General features: G+C 49.2%; 13 protein-coding genes. All 13 read left to right on the top strand.

The genetic code is table 11. The features are described from left to right. Positions 1–94 precede the first annotated feature (94 nt). The 13 genes from GPK49_RS01030 to GPK49_RS01090 all read left to right on the top strand — a co-directional run bounded on the left by GPK49_RS01030 (position 95) and on the right by GPK49_RS01090 (position 15,969). Positions 95–238 carry a hypothetical protein gene (locus tag GPK49_RS01030; RefSeq protein ID WP_172681212.1) on the top strand — a complete coding sequence of 48 codons (144 nt, stop codon included), beginning with the start codon at positions 95–97 and terminating at the stop codon, positions 236–238. A gap of 147 nt (positions 239–385) precedes the next feature. Next, positions 386–526: a six-cysteine ranthipeptide SCIFF gene (gene scfA, locus GPK49_RS01035; RefSeq protein WP_016406981.1), complete on the top strand. Its 141-nt coding sequence runs from the start codon at positions 386–388 to the stop codon at positions 524–526. A 96-nt stretch (positions 527–622) separates the two neighbouring features. Beyond that, positions 623–1,987 (top strand): thioether cross-link-forming SCIFF peptide maturase, encoded by a 1,365-nt coding sequence (gene scfB, locus GPK49_RS01040; protein ID WP_215676486.1) that lies wholly within the window; start codon positions 623–625, stop codon positions 1,985–1,987. A gap of 31 nt (positions 1,988–2,018) precedes the next feature. Further along, positions 2,019–3,359: an amino acid decarboxylase gene (locus GPK49_RS01045; protein WP_215676487.1), complete on the top strand. Its 1,341-nt coding sequence runs from the start codon at positions 2,019–2,021 to the stop codon at positions 3,357–3,359. 200 nt (positions 3,360–3,559) lie between these two features. Then, a complete protein-coding gene (locus GPK49_RS01050; protein WP_215676488.1) occupies positions 3,560–5,926 on the top strand; it encodes a phosphodiester glycosidase family protein in 2,367 nt (788 codons plus the stop codon). A 170-nt stretch (positions 5,927–6,096) separates the two neighbouring features. Continuing rightward, positions 6,097–9,252: a murein biosynthesis integral membrane protein MurJ gene (murJ, locus tag GPK49_RS01055; RefSeq protein WP_215676489.1), complete on the top strand. Its 3,156-nt coding sequence runs from the start codon at positions 6,097–6,099 to the stop codon at positions 9,250–9,252. Continuing rightward, positions 9,249–10,361 (top strand): glycosyltransferase family 4 protein, encoded by a 1,113-nt coding sequence (locus tag GPK49_RS01060; protein WP_215676490.1) that lies wholly within the window; start codon positions 9,249–9,251, stop codon positions 10,359–10,361. The genes murJ and GPK49_RS01060 overlap by 4 nt, the downstream gene beginning before the upstream one ends. Next, positions 10,358–10,846, top strand: a complete 489-nt coding sequence (locus GPK49_RS01065; protein WP_016406987.1) for a DUF4330 domain-containing protein — start codon at positions 10,358–10,360, stop codon at positions 10,844–10,846. Before GPK49_RS01060 ends, GPK49_RS01065 begins: the two co-directional genes overlap by 4 nt. 1 nt (position 10,847) lies before the next feature. Beyond that, positions 10,848–11,324 carry a DUF4330 family protein gene (locus tag GPK49_RS01070; protein WP_016406988.1) on the top strand — a complete coding sequence of 159 codons (477 nt, stop codon included), beginning with the start codon at positions 10,848–10,850 and terminating at the stop codon, positions 11,322–11,324. Positions 11,325–11,338: 14 nt separating this feature from the next. Beyond that, positions 11,339–13,582 carry a polysaccharide pyruvyl transferase CsaB gene (gene csaB, locus GPK49_RS01075; RefSeq protein ID WP_215676491.1) on the top strand — a complete coding sequence of 748 codons (2,244 nt, stop codon included), beginning with the start codon at positions 11,339–11,341 and terminating at the stop codon, positions 13,580–13,582. 14 nt (positions 13,583–13,596) lie between these two features. After that, positions 13,597–14,325 carry a WecB/TagA/CpsF family glycosyltransferase gene (locus GPK49_RS01080; RefSeq protein ID WP_016406990.1) on the top strand — a complete coding sequence of 243 codons (729 nt, stop codon included), beginning with the start codon at positions 13,597–13,599 and terminating at the stop codon, positions 14,323–14,325. Continuing rightward, positions 14,262–14,588: a DUF2179 domain-containing protein gene (locus tag GPK49_RS13115; protein WP_412397203.1), complete on the top strand. Its 327-nt coding sequence runs from the start codon at positions 14,262–14,264 to the stop codon at positions 14,586–14,588. Before GPK49_RS01080 ends, GPK49_RS13115 begins: the two co-directional genes overlap by 64 nt. Before the next feature lie 289 nt (positions 14,589–14,877). Continuing rightward, positions 14,878–15,969, top strand: a complete 1,092-nt coding sequence (locus GPK49_RS01090) for a PucR family transcriptional regulator (protein ID WP_016406991.1) — start codon at positions 14,878–14,880, stop codon at positions 15,967–15,969. The last annotated feature ends 205 nt before the right edge of the window (positions 15,970–16,174 follow it).

The following is a 16,174-nucleotide window of genomic DNA, read 5'->3' on the forward strand; positions in this document are numbered from 1 at the left end:
TAAAATAGGCTTTGGCGTTGCTTGGAAAGATATGGTATCATTTGCATGAGTGAAGTGAAAGATAAATCGATACTTGTAGATGGAGGTAATCAAAATGAAAGAATATCAACATTTGATTGGGAAGATTATTGTCGCAGTGGCAATTATAGTTGCCGCAATCATTATAGCGCAGGCTATTGGTGGAGCTGGAGAAAGTATCCGTAGTGGCTTGTTGCAATTAGGTGATGCTCTTCGATAACTTCCGATTTAGCGGTATCCTTTTGCGAAAGCAGACAGTCTGATTTTCCTGCAAGATGTTTTACTTGATTATTCCCTTTCGTTAGGGTATAATGATTAGGAACTTATAGCAGATAAGAATTTTTTGACTTTTAGGGAGGTAGAAAATATGAGCAGAATTAAAACTATCGCAACACGCGATTTGAACAAATCCGTACAGAACGGTGGCTGCGGCGAATGCCAGACATCTTGCCAGTCCGCTTGCAAAACATCCTGCGGCGTAGCAAACCAGCCTTGCGAAAAACAGTAATCGCAAATCAAACATGAGACAAAATCGGAAAGGGGCTGTAGCAAACAGCCCTTTTTTGAATGTAAATAGATTTTAACAGAGTGATGAGGTAGAAAAATGGTACATCAATATAAATTGAATGGTTACAACATCGTGCTGGACACCTGCAGTGGCTCCATCCATAGCGTGGATGATCTGGCGTATGATGTCATCGGCATGATTCGCGAGTATACGCAGGGGGATATCATTGATGCCATGCTCGAAAAATATGACGATGTCACAGCGGAGGATGTGCAGGAATGTATTGACGATGTGGTGGCACTCAGACGGGCAGGCAAGCTGTTTACGCCCGATAATTATGAACATCTGGCGTATGATTTCAAGGCGAGAAATACGGTGATTAAGGCGTTGTGCCTGCATGTTGCACACACCTGCAATCTGAACTGCTCCTATTGCTTCGCCAGTCAGGGCAAATATCAGGGGGAACGTGCGCTCATGACATTTGAGGTCGGCAAGCGTGCGATTGATTTCCTGATTGAAAATTCCGGCACAAGAAGAAACCTTGAGGTGGACTTTTTCGGCGGCGAGCCCTTGATGAACTGGGATGTGGTAAAGCAGGTGGTTGCGTATGCAAGAGAGCAGGAAAAGCTGCATGATAAAAACTTCCGCTTTACGCTGACCACAAACGGGATGCTGATTGATGATGAGGTTATCGAGTTTGCAAACAAGGAAATGCACAATGTTGTGCTTTCTCTGGACGGCAGAAGGGAAGTGCATGACCATCTGCGCAAGGATTATGCAGGCAACGGCAGCTATGACCGCATTGTGCCGAAATTTCAGGAATTTGTGAAAAAGCGTGGGGATAAGAACTACTATATGCGTGGTACCTTTACCCATAATAATGTAGATTTTACGAATGATTTGTTCCACATGGCGGATCTGGGCTTTACGGAGCTGAGCATGGAGCCTGTTGTCTGTGCGCCTGATGACCCGTATGCGCTGACAGAAGAGGATAAGCCCATTCTTTTCGAGCAGTATGAGCTGCTGGCGAAGGAAATGCTGAAACGCAAAAAAGAGGGCAGACCGCTGACCTTCTATCATTATATGCTGGATTTGGAGCATGGCCCCTGTATCTATAAGAGAATTTCCGGCTGTGGCAGCGGCACGGAATATATGGCAGTGACCCCTTGGGGCGAGCTGTATCCCTGCCATCAGTTTGTCGGGGATGAAAAATACAGCATGGGCGATATCTGGAAGGGTGTTACCAATAAAGAGGTGCAGGATGAATTTAAGTGCTGCAACGCCTATGCCAGAGAGGGCTGTAAGGATTGCTGGGCGAAGCTGTATTGCTCCGGCGGCTGTGCGGCAAATGCGTACCATGCAACAGGCAGCATTACGGGCATTTATGAATATGGCTGTGATTTATTCAAAAAAAGAATCGAATGTGCCATTATGATGCAGGTAAGCGAAGCAACGGAGTAATCATGCCTGTGAGATGGAAAAGGAAGATTTTATGGATACACCGATTTGTGATTTCATAAAGGAATACGAAGCGAAGGGCACCTCCCGTCTCCACATGCCGGGGCACAAGGGCGTGCCCTTTTTGGGGTGCGAAAATCGAGATATTACGGAGATTTGCGGCGCGGATGAGCTTTACGAGGCGGAGGGCATTATTGCGGCAAGCGAGAAAAATGCGAACGCGCTTTTTGGCTTTGGCAGGACGATTTATGGGACGGAGGGCTCCTCGCAGTGCATCCGTACCATGCTGTTTCTTGCGCTGCAGGAGAGGAAGAGCCGCACGGAACGCCCTGTGATTCTGGCGGCGCGCAATGCCCATAAGGCATTTTTGTATAGCTGTGCCCTGCTGGATGTGGATGTGGAATGGCTGCTTCCGGAAGGGGCAAAATCCCTCTGCGCCTGCCCGATTACGGCAGAGCAGGTAGCCGAAGGGCTGAAAAAATCAAGCGCTTTCGCCGTTTATATTACCGCGCCGGATTATCTGGGAGGTTCCCCGGATATCAAGGGAATTGCGGCGGCTTGCAGGGCGGCGGGTGTGCCGCTTTTGATAGATAATGCACATGGAGCATATCTGAAATTTCTGCATCCATCCAAGCATCCATTGGATTTGGGGGCGGCGATGAGCTGCGATTCCGCGCACAAAACCTTGCCTGTGCTGACGGGGGGTGCGTATCTGCATTTGTCGGAGGAATGGGCGGAAAGGGTTGGCAGACAGGCGAAAAAAGCCATGGAGCTGTTTGGCTCGACAAGCCCCTCCTATCTGATTTTGCAGTCTTTGGATTTATGCAACCGCTATCTGGCGGAGGGCTATCGGGAAAAATTACAGTGGACGATTGGACAGATTGGACACCTGAGAGGACAGCTAAAAAAGCAGGGGTGGACAGTCATGATGGACAGCGACCCTCTGAAGCTGACAATTTTTACGGGCGAAAAGGGCTATCGCGGCAGAGAGGTCGCAGAAGTTTTGCGTGCGCATGAAGTCGAATGTGAATTTGCCGATTTGGATGCGGTGGTGCTGATGGCAACCCCCGAAAATACGGAACGGGATTTTCAGCGCATTGAAAAGGCACTGGAGCGCTTGCCGCAGAAGGAAAAAATCGAACCCTCACAGATGCCGCAAATTCTGCCGAAGCAAAAAATGCGGATTCGGGAGGCGATTTTCGGCAGATGGGAGGAAATTTCCTGCGAAGAAGCGGTGGGACGGATTTGTGCAAGCCCCTGTGTTTCCTGCCCACCGGCGATTCCGATTGCGGCAAGCGGAGAGGAAATCACAGCAGAGCTGCTGCCGCTTTTTCGGGCGTATGGCATAGAAAAAATCGAGGTTGTGAAGGAATGAAAAGAGAGTGCAGGGAACGGCGCTCTTTTTTTGTGCCGAAAAGTTTTACAATTTCTTTAAGTTTTCCGAAAAAGGAACAAAAACGCATTGCATTGTGATATGATATTTGACAGAATCAGAAAAATACGGGAACTTTTCCGAACGGTTTCCGTCTGAATAAAAAGTATGTTTATGATGCGTTGATCAAAGGAGATGAGGGAATGAACAGAAACAAGAAAACGGCAAAGCGTGCCATGGGGATGGCGCTCGCCGCAGTGCTGCTGCTTTCCCCCCTGAGCTATCTGGGGACGGAAACGGCGTATGCGGCAACGACCTATTATAACCAGAAAACGGAGAAAACCGTAACCCGCGGGGTGACATACGAAAAGAGCAGCCGTATGACGGATGCGGGTATTCAGAATATACATGTGCTGAAGGTTGACCTGACGGAAAGTACACTGCAATTCAAGGAAGTGGAAAGCAAGACGGACTATGGTTTGAAGGAAACCGTTAAGAAGCTCTTGACGGATAACGGCGCGGTTGCCGGGGTAAACTCTGACTTCTTCGGCTTGAGCGGCTCCTATTCTGCGGCATTTGGTCCGATTGTGCGAGACGGCGAGATAATTTCCGCAGGGACAAGCATAAACAAGGGCGAGGGGCAGTATGCGGCGTTCTTCATGGATGAGAACGGCAACCCCTTCTTCGATTATTTCACCATGACGGCAAAATGCGGCAACGAGAAAAAGATGATGGAGCTTGCATCTTTGAATAAGGTAACCTCCATGGTATTCCCGATTTATCTGGACAGAAATGCCATGACAAATACCTCCGGTCTGGATAACCGTTTCCAGAACCTTGTGAAATTTGTGGTGCAGAATGACACGATTACGCAGATTTCCGAAAAGGGCGAAACCGTAGCGGTTCCGGAGGATGGCTACTTAATCGTGATGAGCGGCGATTATCGCGATAAGGCGGCATATATGTTCGAGGTGGGCGACCAGATGACATTGGATATCAATTCCTCTGTGAACCTGGACGGGATGGAAACCGCCTTTGGCGGCGGCGGCAAGCTGCTGGTTGACGGGAAAATCGTAGAGGCAAACTCCATTGTTGCGAAGGGCAGACAGCCCAGAACGGCATTCGGCGTTTCCAAGGATGGCAAGACCGCAATTTTCATGGTTGTGGACGGCAGAGGGGACAGCATTGGCGCAACACACTGGGAAATGGGCGTGCTGATGCAGGAATACGGCGCGTATGAGGCAATGCACCTAGACGGCGGCGGCTCCTCTACCATGGCGGTGAAAACAACAGAGGATTCCTCTGTGAACGTGGTAAACAAGGTTTCCGAAGGCTCTGAACGTAGGGTAATCAACGCAGTCGGCATTTTCCAGACGGCAGAAAAGGGTGCAGTGCAGGAAATTCGGATGCAGCCCTCTATGACAAGAACACTGGCAGGCAAGCCTATTACCTTTACGGTGTATGGTCTGGATGAGCATTACAACCGCATTGAGATTCCGGCAGAGCAGGTGACACTGGATGCTGTCGGCGTGGAAGGGACATGGAACGGCTACAGCTTCACACCCAAGACAAGCGGCACATTTACTGTCATTGCAACCTACAACAATCTGGTGGCATATCAGCAGAATGTGGTGAGCGGCAAGGTGGCAAGACTCAGCCCCACAAATGCAAGCATCAAGCTGAACAAGGCAGGCGAAACGGCAACGATTGCCATGAACGCATACGATCAGGATGGGTTCTCCTACTGGGCATCCACAAGCACAAATTACAGCGTGGCGGATGGCAGCATTGGCTCTGTTTCCGGTAATGTTTTCACAGCAAAAAAGACAGGCGCAACCTATATTAAATGCGAAAAGGATGGCGTTGTGGCATATATCACAGTAACCGTGGGCAATGCAGCGGCAGTCAAGGCACCTGCGGCAGCGGCGGCGAAGGATGTGCTGAACCAGACGGTAACAGTGGCAAATGACGGGGCGCATTATTTCAACGTAGCGGGTAAGCTTGCATACACAGGCACAAATAAGATTGACGCGGCAGCCTATACTTCCACAAGAGAAAAGGCAAAGGCCTATGTGGATGCAAACGCAAATGTGGCAATTTACGGCGGCAAAAACGATTTGCAGACGGCAAACAAGGTGGATTCTCTGACATGGAACGGGAGTTATCGTTTCCTGAACAGGGGCGGCGTGAGTGTGGCAATGCTTTCTGCGGCAAAGGGCGGCATTACCGCAACAAACCCCTCTCAGTGGGCAAGCTTCACAAGAGACATTGATGCGGCAAACAACAGCACCATTGTTCTGGTGATGGACAAGACCCCTTCTGCATTCAGCTCCGCGGCGGAAACCAATTATTTCCGCGCAATTCTGAGCAAGTATGTGGAGCAGGGCAAGAAGGTATTTGTGATTTCCTGCGGCAGTACGTCTTACTGGACCTCCACAAAGGACGGCGTGCGCTACATCAACCTGCCCGATCTTTGGAAGGCAGACGGGACGGTAAACCCGAATTATAAAATGCTGCGCTTCCGTGTGAAGGACGGCGCTGTGACATACGAAGCAGTTCATATCAAATAAAAATGCAGATGTTTTCGGGGGAGCTTCTCCCGAAAACATTTTTTTTGGATTCTCCGCTTTTGGTTGTAAAAAAAGGGAGAATAAGGTACTATATAAAATGGATTACAAAGAGTATTTTTACCGATTGACACGAAAGAAAACAAATTTTCAATGGATTTTAGGAGTTTATTATGTCAGAAAAAGGCAATCAGGCGGTGAAAACCGTCAGCTTTATGATGTTAATTACCCTTTTTGGGAAAATACTGGGAATGGTGCGCGAGCAGCTGCTGGCGGCAAACTACGGAACGGATATGCAGGCGGCGGCATTTTTGCTGGCAAGCCGGATTCCCCGTACCTTTTTTGATGTGATTTTTGCATCGGCAATTTCTGCAAGCTTTATCCCTGTTTTTGTGGAATATTTGCAGAAAAAGGGGCGGCAGGAGGCGTTTTCGCTTGCGAACCGCTTTATTACGATGATTTCGACCGTTACGCTTTTGATGATGCTTCTGGGGATGGCGTTTGCGAAGCCGCTGACGCTTCTGATTGCGCCCGGCTATGATGTGGAAACGGTGACGCTTTGCGTGGGGCTTCTGCGGATGCTTTTCCCGACGATGCTCTTTACGGCGGTTGCCTTTTCCTTTGTGGGGATTTTGCAGTCGTTGGAGGAATTTAATGTGCCTGCGGCACTGAGCGTGGTTTCCAACGGCGTTTTGATTCTGTATTATATTTTCTTTAACGAGAAATTCGGGATTCTGGGGCTGACGGCGGCGTTTCTGATTGGCTGGGCGATGCAGGCGGTAATCCAGATTCCGTCCCTTTGGAAGAAGGGCTATCATTATCGCCCGGATTTTCATTTTAAGGACGATGGGCTGAGAAAAATCGGGAAGCTGATGCTGCCGGTTATGGTCAGCACATGGATTCAGCCGATTAACTTTATGGTAAATACGCGCTTTGCTTCGCAGCTTTCGGGCGGCAGTGCGGTGAACGGGGAGCTGGGCGTTTCTGCGCTGGAATATGCGAATAACCTGTATACGATTATCGTGGGCGTTTTCGTGCTTGCGATTGCAAATATGGTGTTTCCGAAATTTTCCCGTATGACGGAGGACAAAAAGGAATTCGGACTGGCGGTCAGAGGGACGCTGAAATCGATGATTTTCCTGCTGATTCCCATGACGGTGGGGCTGATGGCTCTGGCACAGCCTGTGGTTTCGCTGATTTACCAGAGAGGGGCCTTTGACGAAACGGCAACACAGCTGACGGCGGCGGCACTGTTCTTCTTTGCATTGGGCATGGTTGGCTACGGCGTGCAGAATATTCTGAGCCGCGCCTTTTATGCGAATCAGGACGGGAAAACCCCGTTTTATTCGGGACTGGTTTCTATCGTTATCAATGCGGTTTTGTGTTGGCTTTTGCTGAAGCCGATGGGGATTGGCGGTCTGGCATTATCTGCGGCGGTTTCCTCCACAGCGGCGGCAGCAGTGCTTCTGATTCCGGCGGTGAAGCAGTATCCCGATATTCTGGATAAGGGCTTTGTGCTCCAGATTGGGCGGATGCTTCTGGCGGCGGCAGGGATGCTTGTGCCGGTGCTTGGGTGCAAATGGCTGCTGCTGCCGAGACTGGGCGGACGCGTGCTTGGGCAGATTCTGCTGCTTTGCATCTGCGGCGGCGTTGGCGTGGCTGCCTACATGCTTTTTGCAAGGCTTCTGAAAATTGAGGAAGGTGAGTTTGTGTTTGGCATGCTGAAAAGGCTGCGGCACAGAGGAGACGGGGAAACGGCGCAAGGCGCACCCCGTAAGAGGAAAAAACGGAGAACGTATACGATGACAGAAAAAATTTCTGCGATAATTGAAGACAGCTTTTGTTTCCGCCTGCTTGCGGCAATCTGCACGCTGCTGCGCTCTGTCTGGATGAACAGCATTGCGTACAGCATTTATGCGGCAATTTGCAGGGGATTCAAAAATGCGTTTGAAAACAGCGCGATTCTTGGCTTTTTGCGTACAAACTGGGATAGAAGGCTCAATACAAGGCAGGGGATTTTGCCGCGGTTCTGGCATAATCTGGTGCATTGGAGCGGCATGGCGGTGCGCAGAGAAAGCAACGGTCTTGCGGCGGCAATGGGCGAAAGCTTTTTCCTGCGCGTATTTAATCAGAATTTCCTGATTTTCTGTTTGGCAGGGATTGTGGCGGCGATTCCCGTTCTGCCGACGATGCTTCTGGCGGTTCTGGTTCTGGGAACCTTTGTGCTGTATTTTATTCAGCTTTTTCTGGGAAGAATCCGGATGCAGCGGACGAGCATGGTGAGCGTGCTTCTGGGCTGCTTCGGGGCTTGTATCCTTTATGCAGGGGTGACAAGCTATGCCTTCCCTTCGGCACTGCTGGCAATGAGCCTGTTCCTGATTCTGATGGCGGTATTCTTTGTGGCGAAGGATGCCATTGATACAGAAGAAAAGCTGAATTTTGTGCTTTGGGTACTGATTACCGTAGGGGCGCTGATTGCGCTTTACGCGGTATATCAATATATCATTGGGGTGGAAATGGATGCCGCATGGGTGGATGAGGAAAGCTTTGACATCACCACGCGCGCGTATGCAACCTTCAGCAACCCGAATGTTCTGGGGGAATACTTGATTCTGGTCGGCTCTCTGGCGGCAGGGATGATCTGGAAGATGAAAAACTGGTGCGGCAGATTATATTATACAGGCTGCTTCGGTGTGATTTGTCTGGGCCTTGTGGCAACGGGCTCTCGTGGGGCAATGCTTGGGCTGATGTTCTCGGCAGGACTTTTCGTGTTGCTTTCCGAAAAGCGGCTGATTCCCCTTGGGGTGGTGCTGCTTTTGCTGATGCCGTTTATTCTCCCGGCAGGTCTGTGGGCGAGAATTGCAAGCTCCGTTACGATGAGCGACTCCTCCTCGCTGTACCGTGTGTCGATTTATACGGCGGCGTTGGATATTATTCGTCATTATTGGGTGACGGGCATCGGAATCGGTGCATTTAATCAGATTTATCCGCTGTTCTCCTTTGAGGCGGCGAATGCGTACCACGCGCATAACCTGTTTTTGCAGGAATTTATCGAGCTGGGGATTGTCGGCTTTGCTGTACTGCTGCTGCTGCTTTTGTTCTTCTTCCAGAGGCTTTACAGCGGTATGCGGACGGCACCGAAGCGGTTCCGTTTTCTGCTGGGGGCAATCTTCGGCGGCTTTGCAGGGCTTTTATTGCAGGGGTTGACGGATCACCTCTGGTTTGATTACCGCATTGTGCTGTTCTTCTGGTGCTTCATCGGCATCGGCATGGCAACGGTGCGTGTGGCAGAAAAGAAGGGCGAAAGAGAAACGGAGGAAATGAAATGACGGAAAAAAGAATGAAAATCCTCCATGTTCTGACAGACAGAAATATTGGCGGCGCAGGGCGTTGGCTATTGTATTATCTGAAATATCATAACAGAGAAAAATTTGCGGTGAAGGTGGTTCTGCCGCATGACAGCCTTCTGGTGGCGGCGGTGCAGGCATTGGATGTGCCTGTGCTTGCGATGGAGGAGATGGAGGATAAATCCTTCGATAAAAAAGCACTGAAGGCACTGACAAGAATGTTTCGTGCGGAGCAGCCCGATATTGTGCATACGCATGCGAGCATGACGGCGCGCATGGCGGCAAGACGGGCGAGAGTGCCGTATATCTTCAATACAAAGCACTGCATGGAGGGCGCGCCGGGCGGACTGGCAAAGAAGATTCTCCGCAGAGAAATCAATGCGGTGTTCAGTGATAAAATTATCGCGGTCAGCAAGGCGGTACGCAGAAGCATGATTGCAGGCGGCACAAAGCCGCAGGAAATTGCGGTGGTTTATAACGGGATTGAGCGGATTCCCATTCCGAGCGCAGAGGAAAAGGCGGCACTGCTTTCCTCCTTTGGCGGCAAGGCAGGGGAGAAGGCGGTCGGCATGGTGGCGCGTCTGGAGGAAGTGAAAGACCATGAAACCTTTCTGCTTGGCGCGAAAAAGCTTCTGGACAAGCGGCAGGATGTGCGGTTTTATATCGTCGGGGACGGCAGTCTGCGCAAGCAGCTGGAACAGAAGGCGGCGGCGCTTGGCATTCGTGAACATGTGACCTTTACGGGCTTTTTGCAGGATGTGGAAAAAATCGAAGCGGCACTTGATATTGCGGTGATTACATCGAGGGCGGAGGCATTGTGCCTTTCTATTCTGGAAAGCATGATTGCAGGGATTCCGGCGGTCGGGACGGACAGCGGCGGCGTGGCAGAGGTGATTCGTCATGGCGAAAATGGCTTTCTGATTCCTGTCGGGGACAGCGACGCACTGGCAGAGAGACTGGACGAGCTGCTTGCGGATGACGCGAAGCGAAGCGCCTTTGGCGCACAGGCAAAGAAGGATGCCGAGGCAACCTTTTTGGCAGAGCAGATGACAAGAAAAATCGAAAAACTCTATCTGGAGGCAGGAAAATGAAAAGAAACAAATTATTCGGTATTTTTAATATCGTGGATATTTTGCTGATTCTGATTGTGATAATTGTCGGCATTGTCGGCGGAAGGATGCTTTTGGGCGGCAGAGGCGCGGCAGAGAGCGGCGCGGATACAAAGACCTATTCCTATGTGGTGATGGGGGAAGAAGTGGTTGCGGAAACGGCGAATTTCCCCGTTGTGGGCGGCAATGCCTATGAAAGCTCCACCTCGACCTATCTGGGTACGGTGAAGGATGTGAAAACAGAGCCGTTTACGGAAACGATGTTCAACCGCACTACGGGGAAATATGAAAAGGTGCCTGTGGACGGCTACAGCAATATTTATGTGACGATTGAAGGAAACGGAACGGAAACGGAAAAGGACATTACCGTGGAAGGAACAACCGTAAAGGTTGGGATGGAGCTGAATGTCAAGGGCAAGGGCTATGCCTTTAAGGGCATTGTTGTAGAAGTAAGGGATGGTGAGTGATATGGCAAAGAGAAAACCGAACATTGTGGATATCCTCATTATCGTAGTTGTGGTTGCGCTCTGCGCGGTGGCGGTGTTCAAATTCGGCGTGGTGAATCAGAAGGAATCCGCAGGGGTGGATGCCTCCGAGGAGCAGAGAACCTACACGGCGCTGATTGACGAGGTGCGGATGGCTACGGTCAATGCACTGCATGAAGGGGATAAAATTTATGACGAGAAAACAGGCATCTGCTTAGGGACGATTACAGCAGTGAAGCACGAGCCGTTTCTGAAAAATGTACTGCTGAATGACGGCACGATTCAGCCTGTGGAATTTCCCGATTATTACAGCGTGACGCTGACGATTGACGGCCCTGTGGTGGAGAAGGACGAGGGCTATTTTGTGGACGGCGTTGTGGAAATGAAGGCAAATTCCGAAATGAATGTAGCGACAAAATATGCGAAACCCGTAATGAAAATCACAAGCATCAGCGAATGAGTGGGGGTTAAGACATGAAAAAGTATAAAATTCTGATGGCTCTGATGGGGCTGGAAATCGGTGGGGCGGAAACCCATGTGGTGGAGCTTTCCAAGGAGCTGAAAAAGCAGGGCTATGATATTATTGTTGCCTCCAACGGCGGCGTTTATGAAAAGGAACTGGCAGAGGCAGGGATTCGCCATTACCATGTGCCGCTGAACCAGAGAAATGTGCTGAAAATGGCGCGCTCCTATTTCATTTTGAAAAAAATTATCAAAAAGGAAAAGGTAGATATTGTTCATTCGCATGCGAGAATTCCAAGCTTTGTCTGCGGACTTCTGAAGGAAAGAATGAAAAACAGCTTTACCTTTGTGACCTCCGCGCATTGGGTATTTTATACGGGGATGGGGCTGAAATACATCTCCAACTGGGGGCAGAAGGTGATTGCGGTCAGCGACGATATTCGCGAGTATCTGATGGAAAATTATAAGGTGCGGTATGAGGATATTTTTGTGACCATCAACGGGATTGATACCGAAAAATTTTCTCCTGAGACGGACGGCACGAAGGTGCGGGCGGAATTTGGCTTGCAGGCGGAGGAGCCGACACTGGTTTATGTCAGCCGCATGGATGAAAGCCGCGCGCTGGTGGCAAGACAGCTGATTGCGATTGCACCGAAGCTGGCGCAGGCCATTCCCGGATTGCGGATGCTGATTGTCGGCGGCGGAGATGTGTTTGAGGAACTGCTGGAGGAATCCAGAAAAACAAACGCGCAGATTGGCAGAGAGTGCATCACCATGACGGGCGGCAGAACGGATATCAATGAGCTGGTAGCGGTGGCAGATGTTTTTGTTGGCGTAAGCCGCGCGGCTCTGGAGGCGATGGCGGCAGAAAAGCCTGTGATCGTTGCAGGGAATGAAGGATATATCGGGCTGTTCGGAGAGGATAAGCTAGAGCTGGCGCAGGAAAACAATTTCTGCTGTCGCGGATGCGAGCTTTCCAACGAAAATCTGCTGTATCGGGATGTGGTGCATGCGTTCAATGACCTGACGGAGGAACAGCGGCAGAAAATGGGCGCATACGGCAGAGAGGTTATCTTCAAATATTATTCCGTAACGAAGATGGCGGGCGACTGCGTGTGTGCATATAATGCGGCATGGAAGGAAAGCCATGAAAAGCAGTACAATGTGGTGATGAGCGGCTATTACGGCTTTAACAATACAGGCGATGAGGCAATCATGCTTTCTATGCACAAGAATATTCAGGAGATGGGCGAGAATTACCATATTACCGTGCTTTCCAACAAGCCGAAGGAAACAAAGGAGAAATACGGGATTGAGGCGGTATACCGCTTTGGATTTATGGATGTGTTCCGTGCGATTCACAGGTGTGACGTGTTGCTTTCGGGCGGCGGCTCTTTGCTGCAGGACAGCACCTCTACCCGTTCTCTGATGTACTACCTTTCGATTACGGCGGCGGCAAAGCTGATGCGCAAAAAGGTGATGCTGTACGCAAACGGCATCGGGCCTGTTTCCGGCAAGCGCAACCGCAGACTGGTGAAGCAGGTGGTGAACAAGGCGGATTTAATTACCCTGCGTGAGGAAAATTCCTACGAGGAGCTGCTTTCCATGGGGGTAAACCCGAAGAAATGCTTTGTGACGGCTGACCCTGTATTTACAATGGACGGCGTGAGCGAGGAGGCAACACAGGCAATCCTCAGAGAAGAAGGGATTCCGACAGATAAGCCGATGGTTGTGGTTTCTGTCCGCAACTGGAAGGATATGGACAAATTCATCGGGCAATTTGCGGAATTATGTGATACCATTGTGGAAAAATATCAGCGGAACATCGTATTTTTGAGCATGCAGATGCCGCATGACGTGACGGTGAGCGAAAAGGTACGCAAAAAAATGAAGCAGAACGCTTATATTTTAAAGAGCAGCTACTCTCCCTATGAGGTGATGGGGATTATTTCTCAGGCGGATTTCATTCTGAGCATGCGCCTGCATACGCTGATTTTTGCGGCAAGACAGAGAGTGCCGCTGATTGGCTTTATTTATGACCCTAAGATCGAATATTATCTCGAGAAGCTGGATATGCCCAGCGGCGGCAAGCTGAAGGAATTTGACAAGGAGAAAACACTGGCTCTGGTGGAGGATGTGATCCAAAACAAGGAAAGCTATGTGACGAAGCTTGCACAGAAGGAAAAGGAACTGGAAAAAATGGCACACAAGAACGAAAGATATTTGGAAAAACTGCTGGAGCGCAGAAAAAAATAAGGGGGGAGCGTAGTATGAACAGGAAAACACACGTATTAGGAGTACCCTTCGATGTTGTGACGATGGATGAAGCTGTAGCACGGGCAGAAGGACTGCTCAAGGAAAAAGGGCAGCATTTCATCTGTACCCCTAACCCGGAAATTGTAATGGAGGCAAGAAAGGACGCAGAGCTGATGAGTATTCTGCGGGAGGCGGATCTGGTTGTGCCGGACGGAATCGGTGTTGTATGGGCATCCAAATACAGCGAGATTCGCTTGCAGGAGCGTGTGGCAGGCTATGACCTGACGCAGAACCTGATGGCAGACCTTGCGGCGAGCGAGGAAACCTTTTATTTCTTTGGCGGCGCGCCCGGAGTTGCGGCAACGGCGGCAAGAAAAATGATGAAGAAATACCCCGGACTGAAGATTGTGGGCGTGCATAACGGCTACTTCGATGAAAAAGAGGAAAAGAAAATCATTCAGGACATAAAAAAGAAGGCTCCGTCCATACTGCTGGTAGGACTGGGTGCGCCCAAGCAGGAAAAATGGATTTATGACAACATTCGTCTGGTTGGGGCGAAGGTAGCCATTGGCGTTGGCGGCAGCTTTGACGTAATGGCAGGCAATGTGAAGCGGGCACCGAAGATTTTCCGCAGACTGGGACTGGAATGGTTCCACCGCCTGATTACACAGCCGACGAGATGGCGGCGCATGATGCGTCTGCCGAAATTTGCGCTGACGGTTCTCAGAACAAGGGGACGTTAAGCGAAAGCGCCCCATGCGGCGCGAATCATTTTGGACAAAAAAGAGGAGAATGCGGCAGGACTTTTGTCGGAATTGTGCAGGGGAAAACGGCAGTTCCGACAACGGAAAAGTACACCGGTGAAGGACGGGAAACATTCTTTTGTGTTTTTTCAAAGAAAGAAGTGCATTTCGGAAAAAGGATTATTATGAATATCGACCGAAATGCCCTTTTTCGTTTGACGGATATTCGGGTAGTTTTGAGAAACGTGGTCGGGGATAAGTAAAAAATGACAGCGTAAAGAGAACGAAAAATTGAGGTTTTACCGTAGTATTCGGAAAAGCAAGGGTCAGTTTTAATAAAAAACAGGCCCTATTTTTATGTAAAAATCAAGCTGAAAGAGATTTTTACTGTTTTTTTATACTTTCCTCTTTCTTTTTTTGTCATTTTGTTATAAAATGAGCATAGGCGAATTTGATACCTCTTTGCAGAGAGGTTTTTAGGCAATTTATACAGAGAAGCAAAAACAGAATAGCTGCATTTCAGATGCAGAGAAAAGTATTGAGGTGAAAGCGATGATTTCAAATCAGATTTTGCAGAGTACCATCGACGGACTGAAAAGTATCACGAGAAAAGAACTGAGCGTTGTGGAAAAGGAAGGCAAGGTGATTGCCACCACAGAGGAAAATATGATCGGCCGTCAGATTGATGCGGTGGAGAATTTTATCAGTTCCCCTGCGGAAAGTCAGTTAATTCTGGGCTATCAGTATTTTAAGATTTATGACAACGGCGTGCCTGAGTATGTGATTCAGGTGAAGGGGGAGGACGAATCCGGCTATCAGATCGGCAAGATTGCCGCATTCCAGATTCAGAGCCTTCTGGTTGCGTATAAAGAAAGATATGATAAGGACAACTTTATCAAGAATCTGCTGCTGGATAACCTGCTGCTGGTGGATATTTACAGCCGCGCGAAAAAGCTGCATATTGAAAATAACGTACATCGTATCGTGTATTTAATTGAAACGAATATTGATAAGGAAATGAATGTGGTGGAAATTGTACGGAGCATTTTCCCTGCAAAAACAAAGGATTTTGTAACGGCGGTGGATGAGCACAGCATTATTCTGGTGAAGGAGCTGCGCGAGAAGGAAACCGCGGACGAAATCGACCGCATTGCAAAGACCATCGAGGAAACACTGAATGCGGAAACAAACAGCCGTGTTTATATTTCCAGCGGTACGATTGTAAGCGATTTGAAGGATGTTTCCCGTTCCTATAAGGAAGCGAAGATGGCGCTGGAGGTTGGCAAAATCTTCGAGACGGATAAATATATCGTGAACTATGAAAAGCTGGGCATCGGCCGCTTGATTTATCAGCTGCCTCTGCCGCTGTGCCGGATGTTCATCAAGGAGGTTCTGCATGGGCTGACGATGGATGATTTCGATGATGAAACACTGGCAACGGTAAATAAATTCTTTGAAAACAACCTGAACGTATCCGAAACAAGCCGTCAGCTGTATATCCACAGAAATACACTGGTATACAGACTGGATAAGCTGCAGAAGATGACGGGCTTGGATCTGCGGAATTTTGATGATGCGATTATCTTCAAGATTACGCTGATGGTAAGCAAATATATGATTTACATGGATAAAATGGCATATTAAGCAAAACTGAAAAACTGAGGGGGCATCTTTGCTCCCTCTTTTTTGTGGAAAACGGAAAAATTAAGAGGATTTTAATAAAATCGAAAGGTTTACCAAGGCTCTGCTACTTGTTCGCTTATTTTATTTATGGTATAATCTTAAAATGTGTAAAGACGAAATATGGGAACATCCGTCGTTTTTTAGAATAAAACTTTTTCAGAAAGAG

Origin of the sequence: Clostridium sp. MCC345, assembly GCF_018785345.1 — a bacterium.
Taxonomy (GTDB): domain Bacteria; phylum Bacillota; class Clostridia; order Lachnospirales; family Anaerotignaceae; genus Anaerotignum_A; species Anaerotignum_A faecicola.

Bases quoted from the DNA above. Each gene is read 5' to 3' on its own strand.
- GPK49_RS01045 (WP_215676487.1), top strand. From the start codon at position 2,019: ATGGATACACCGATTTGTGATTTCATAAAGGAATACGAAGCGAAGGGC.
- scfB (WP_215676486.1), top strand. From the start codon at position 623: ATGGTACATCAATATAAATTGAATGGTTACAACATCGTGCTGGACACC.
- GPK49_RS13115 (WP_412397203.1), top strand. From the start codon at position 14,262: ATGGCGGCGCATGATGCGTCTGCCGAAATTTGCGCTGACGGTTCTCAG.
- scfA (WP_016406981.1), top strand. From the start codon at position 386: ATGAGCAGAATTAAAACTATCGCAACACGCGATTTGAACAAATCCGTA.
- GPK49_RS01060 (WP_215676490.1), top strand. From the start codon at position 9,249: ATGACGGAAAAAAGAATGAAAATCCTCCATGTTCTGACAGACAGAAAT.
- csaB (WP_215676491.1), top strand. From the start codon at position 11,339: ATGAAAAAGTATAAAATTCTGATGGCTCTGATGGGGCTGGAAATCGGT.
- GPK49_RS01065 (WP_016406987.1), top strand. From the start codon at position 10,358: ATGAAAAGAAACAAATTATTCGGTATTTTTAATATCGTGGATATTTTG.
- GPK49_RS01030 (WP_172681212.1), top strand. From the start codon at position 95: ATGAAAGAATATCAACATTTGATTGGGAAGATTATTGTCGCAGTGGCA.
- GPK49_RS01080 (WP_016406990.1), top strand. From the start codon at position 13,597: ATGAACAGGAAAACACACGTATTAGGAGTACCCTTCGATGTTGTGACG.
- GPK49_RS01070 (WP_016406988.1), top strand. From the start codon at position 10,848: ATGGCAAAGAGAAAACCGAACATTGTGGATATCCTCATTATCGTAGTT.
- murJ (WP_215676489.1), top strand. From the start codon at position 6,097: ATGTCAGAAAAAGGCAATCAGGCGGTGAAAACCGTCAGCTTTATGATG.
- GPK49_RS01090 (WP_016406991.1), top strand. From the start codon at position 14,878: ATGATTTCAAATCAGATTTTGCAGAGTACCATCGACGGACTGAAAAGT.
- GPK49_RS01050 (WP_215676488.1), top strand. From the start codon at position 3,560: ATGAACAGAAACAAGAAAACGGCAAAGCGTGCCATGGGGATGGCGCTC.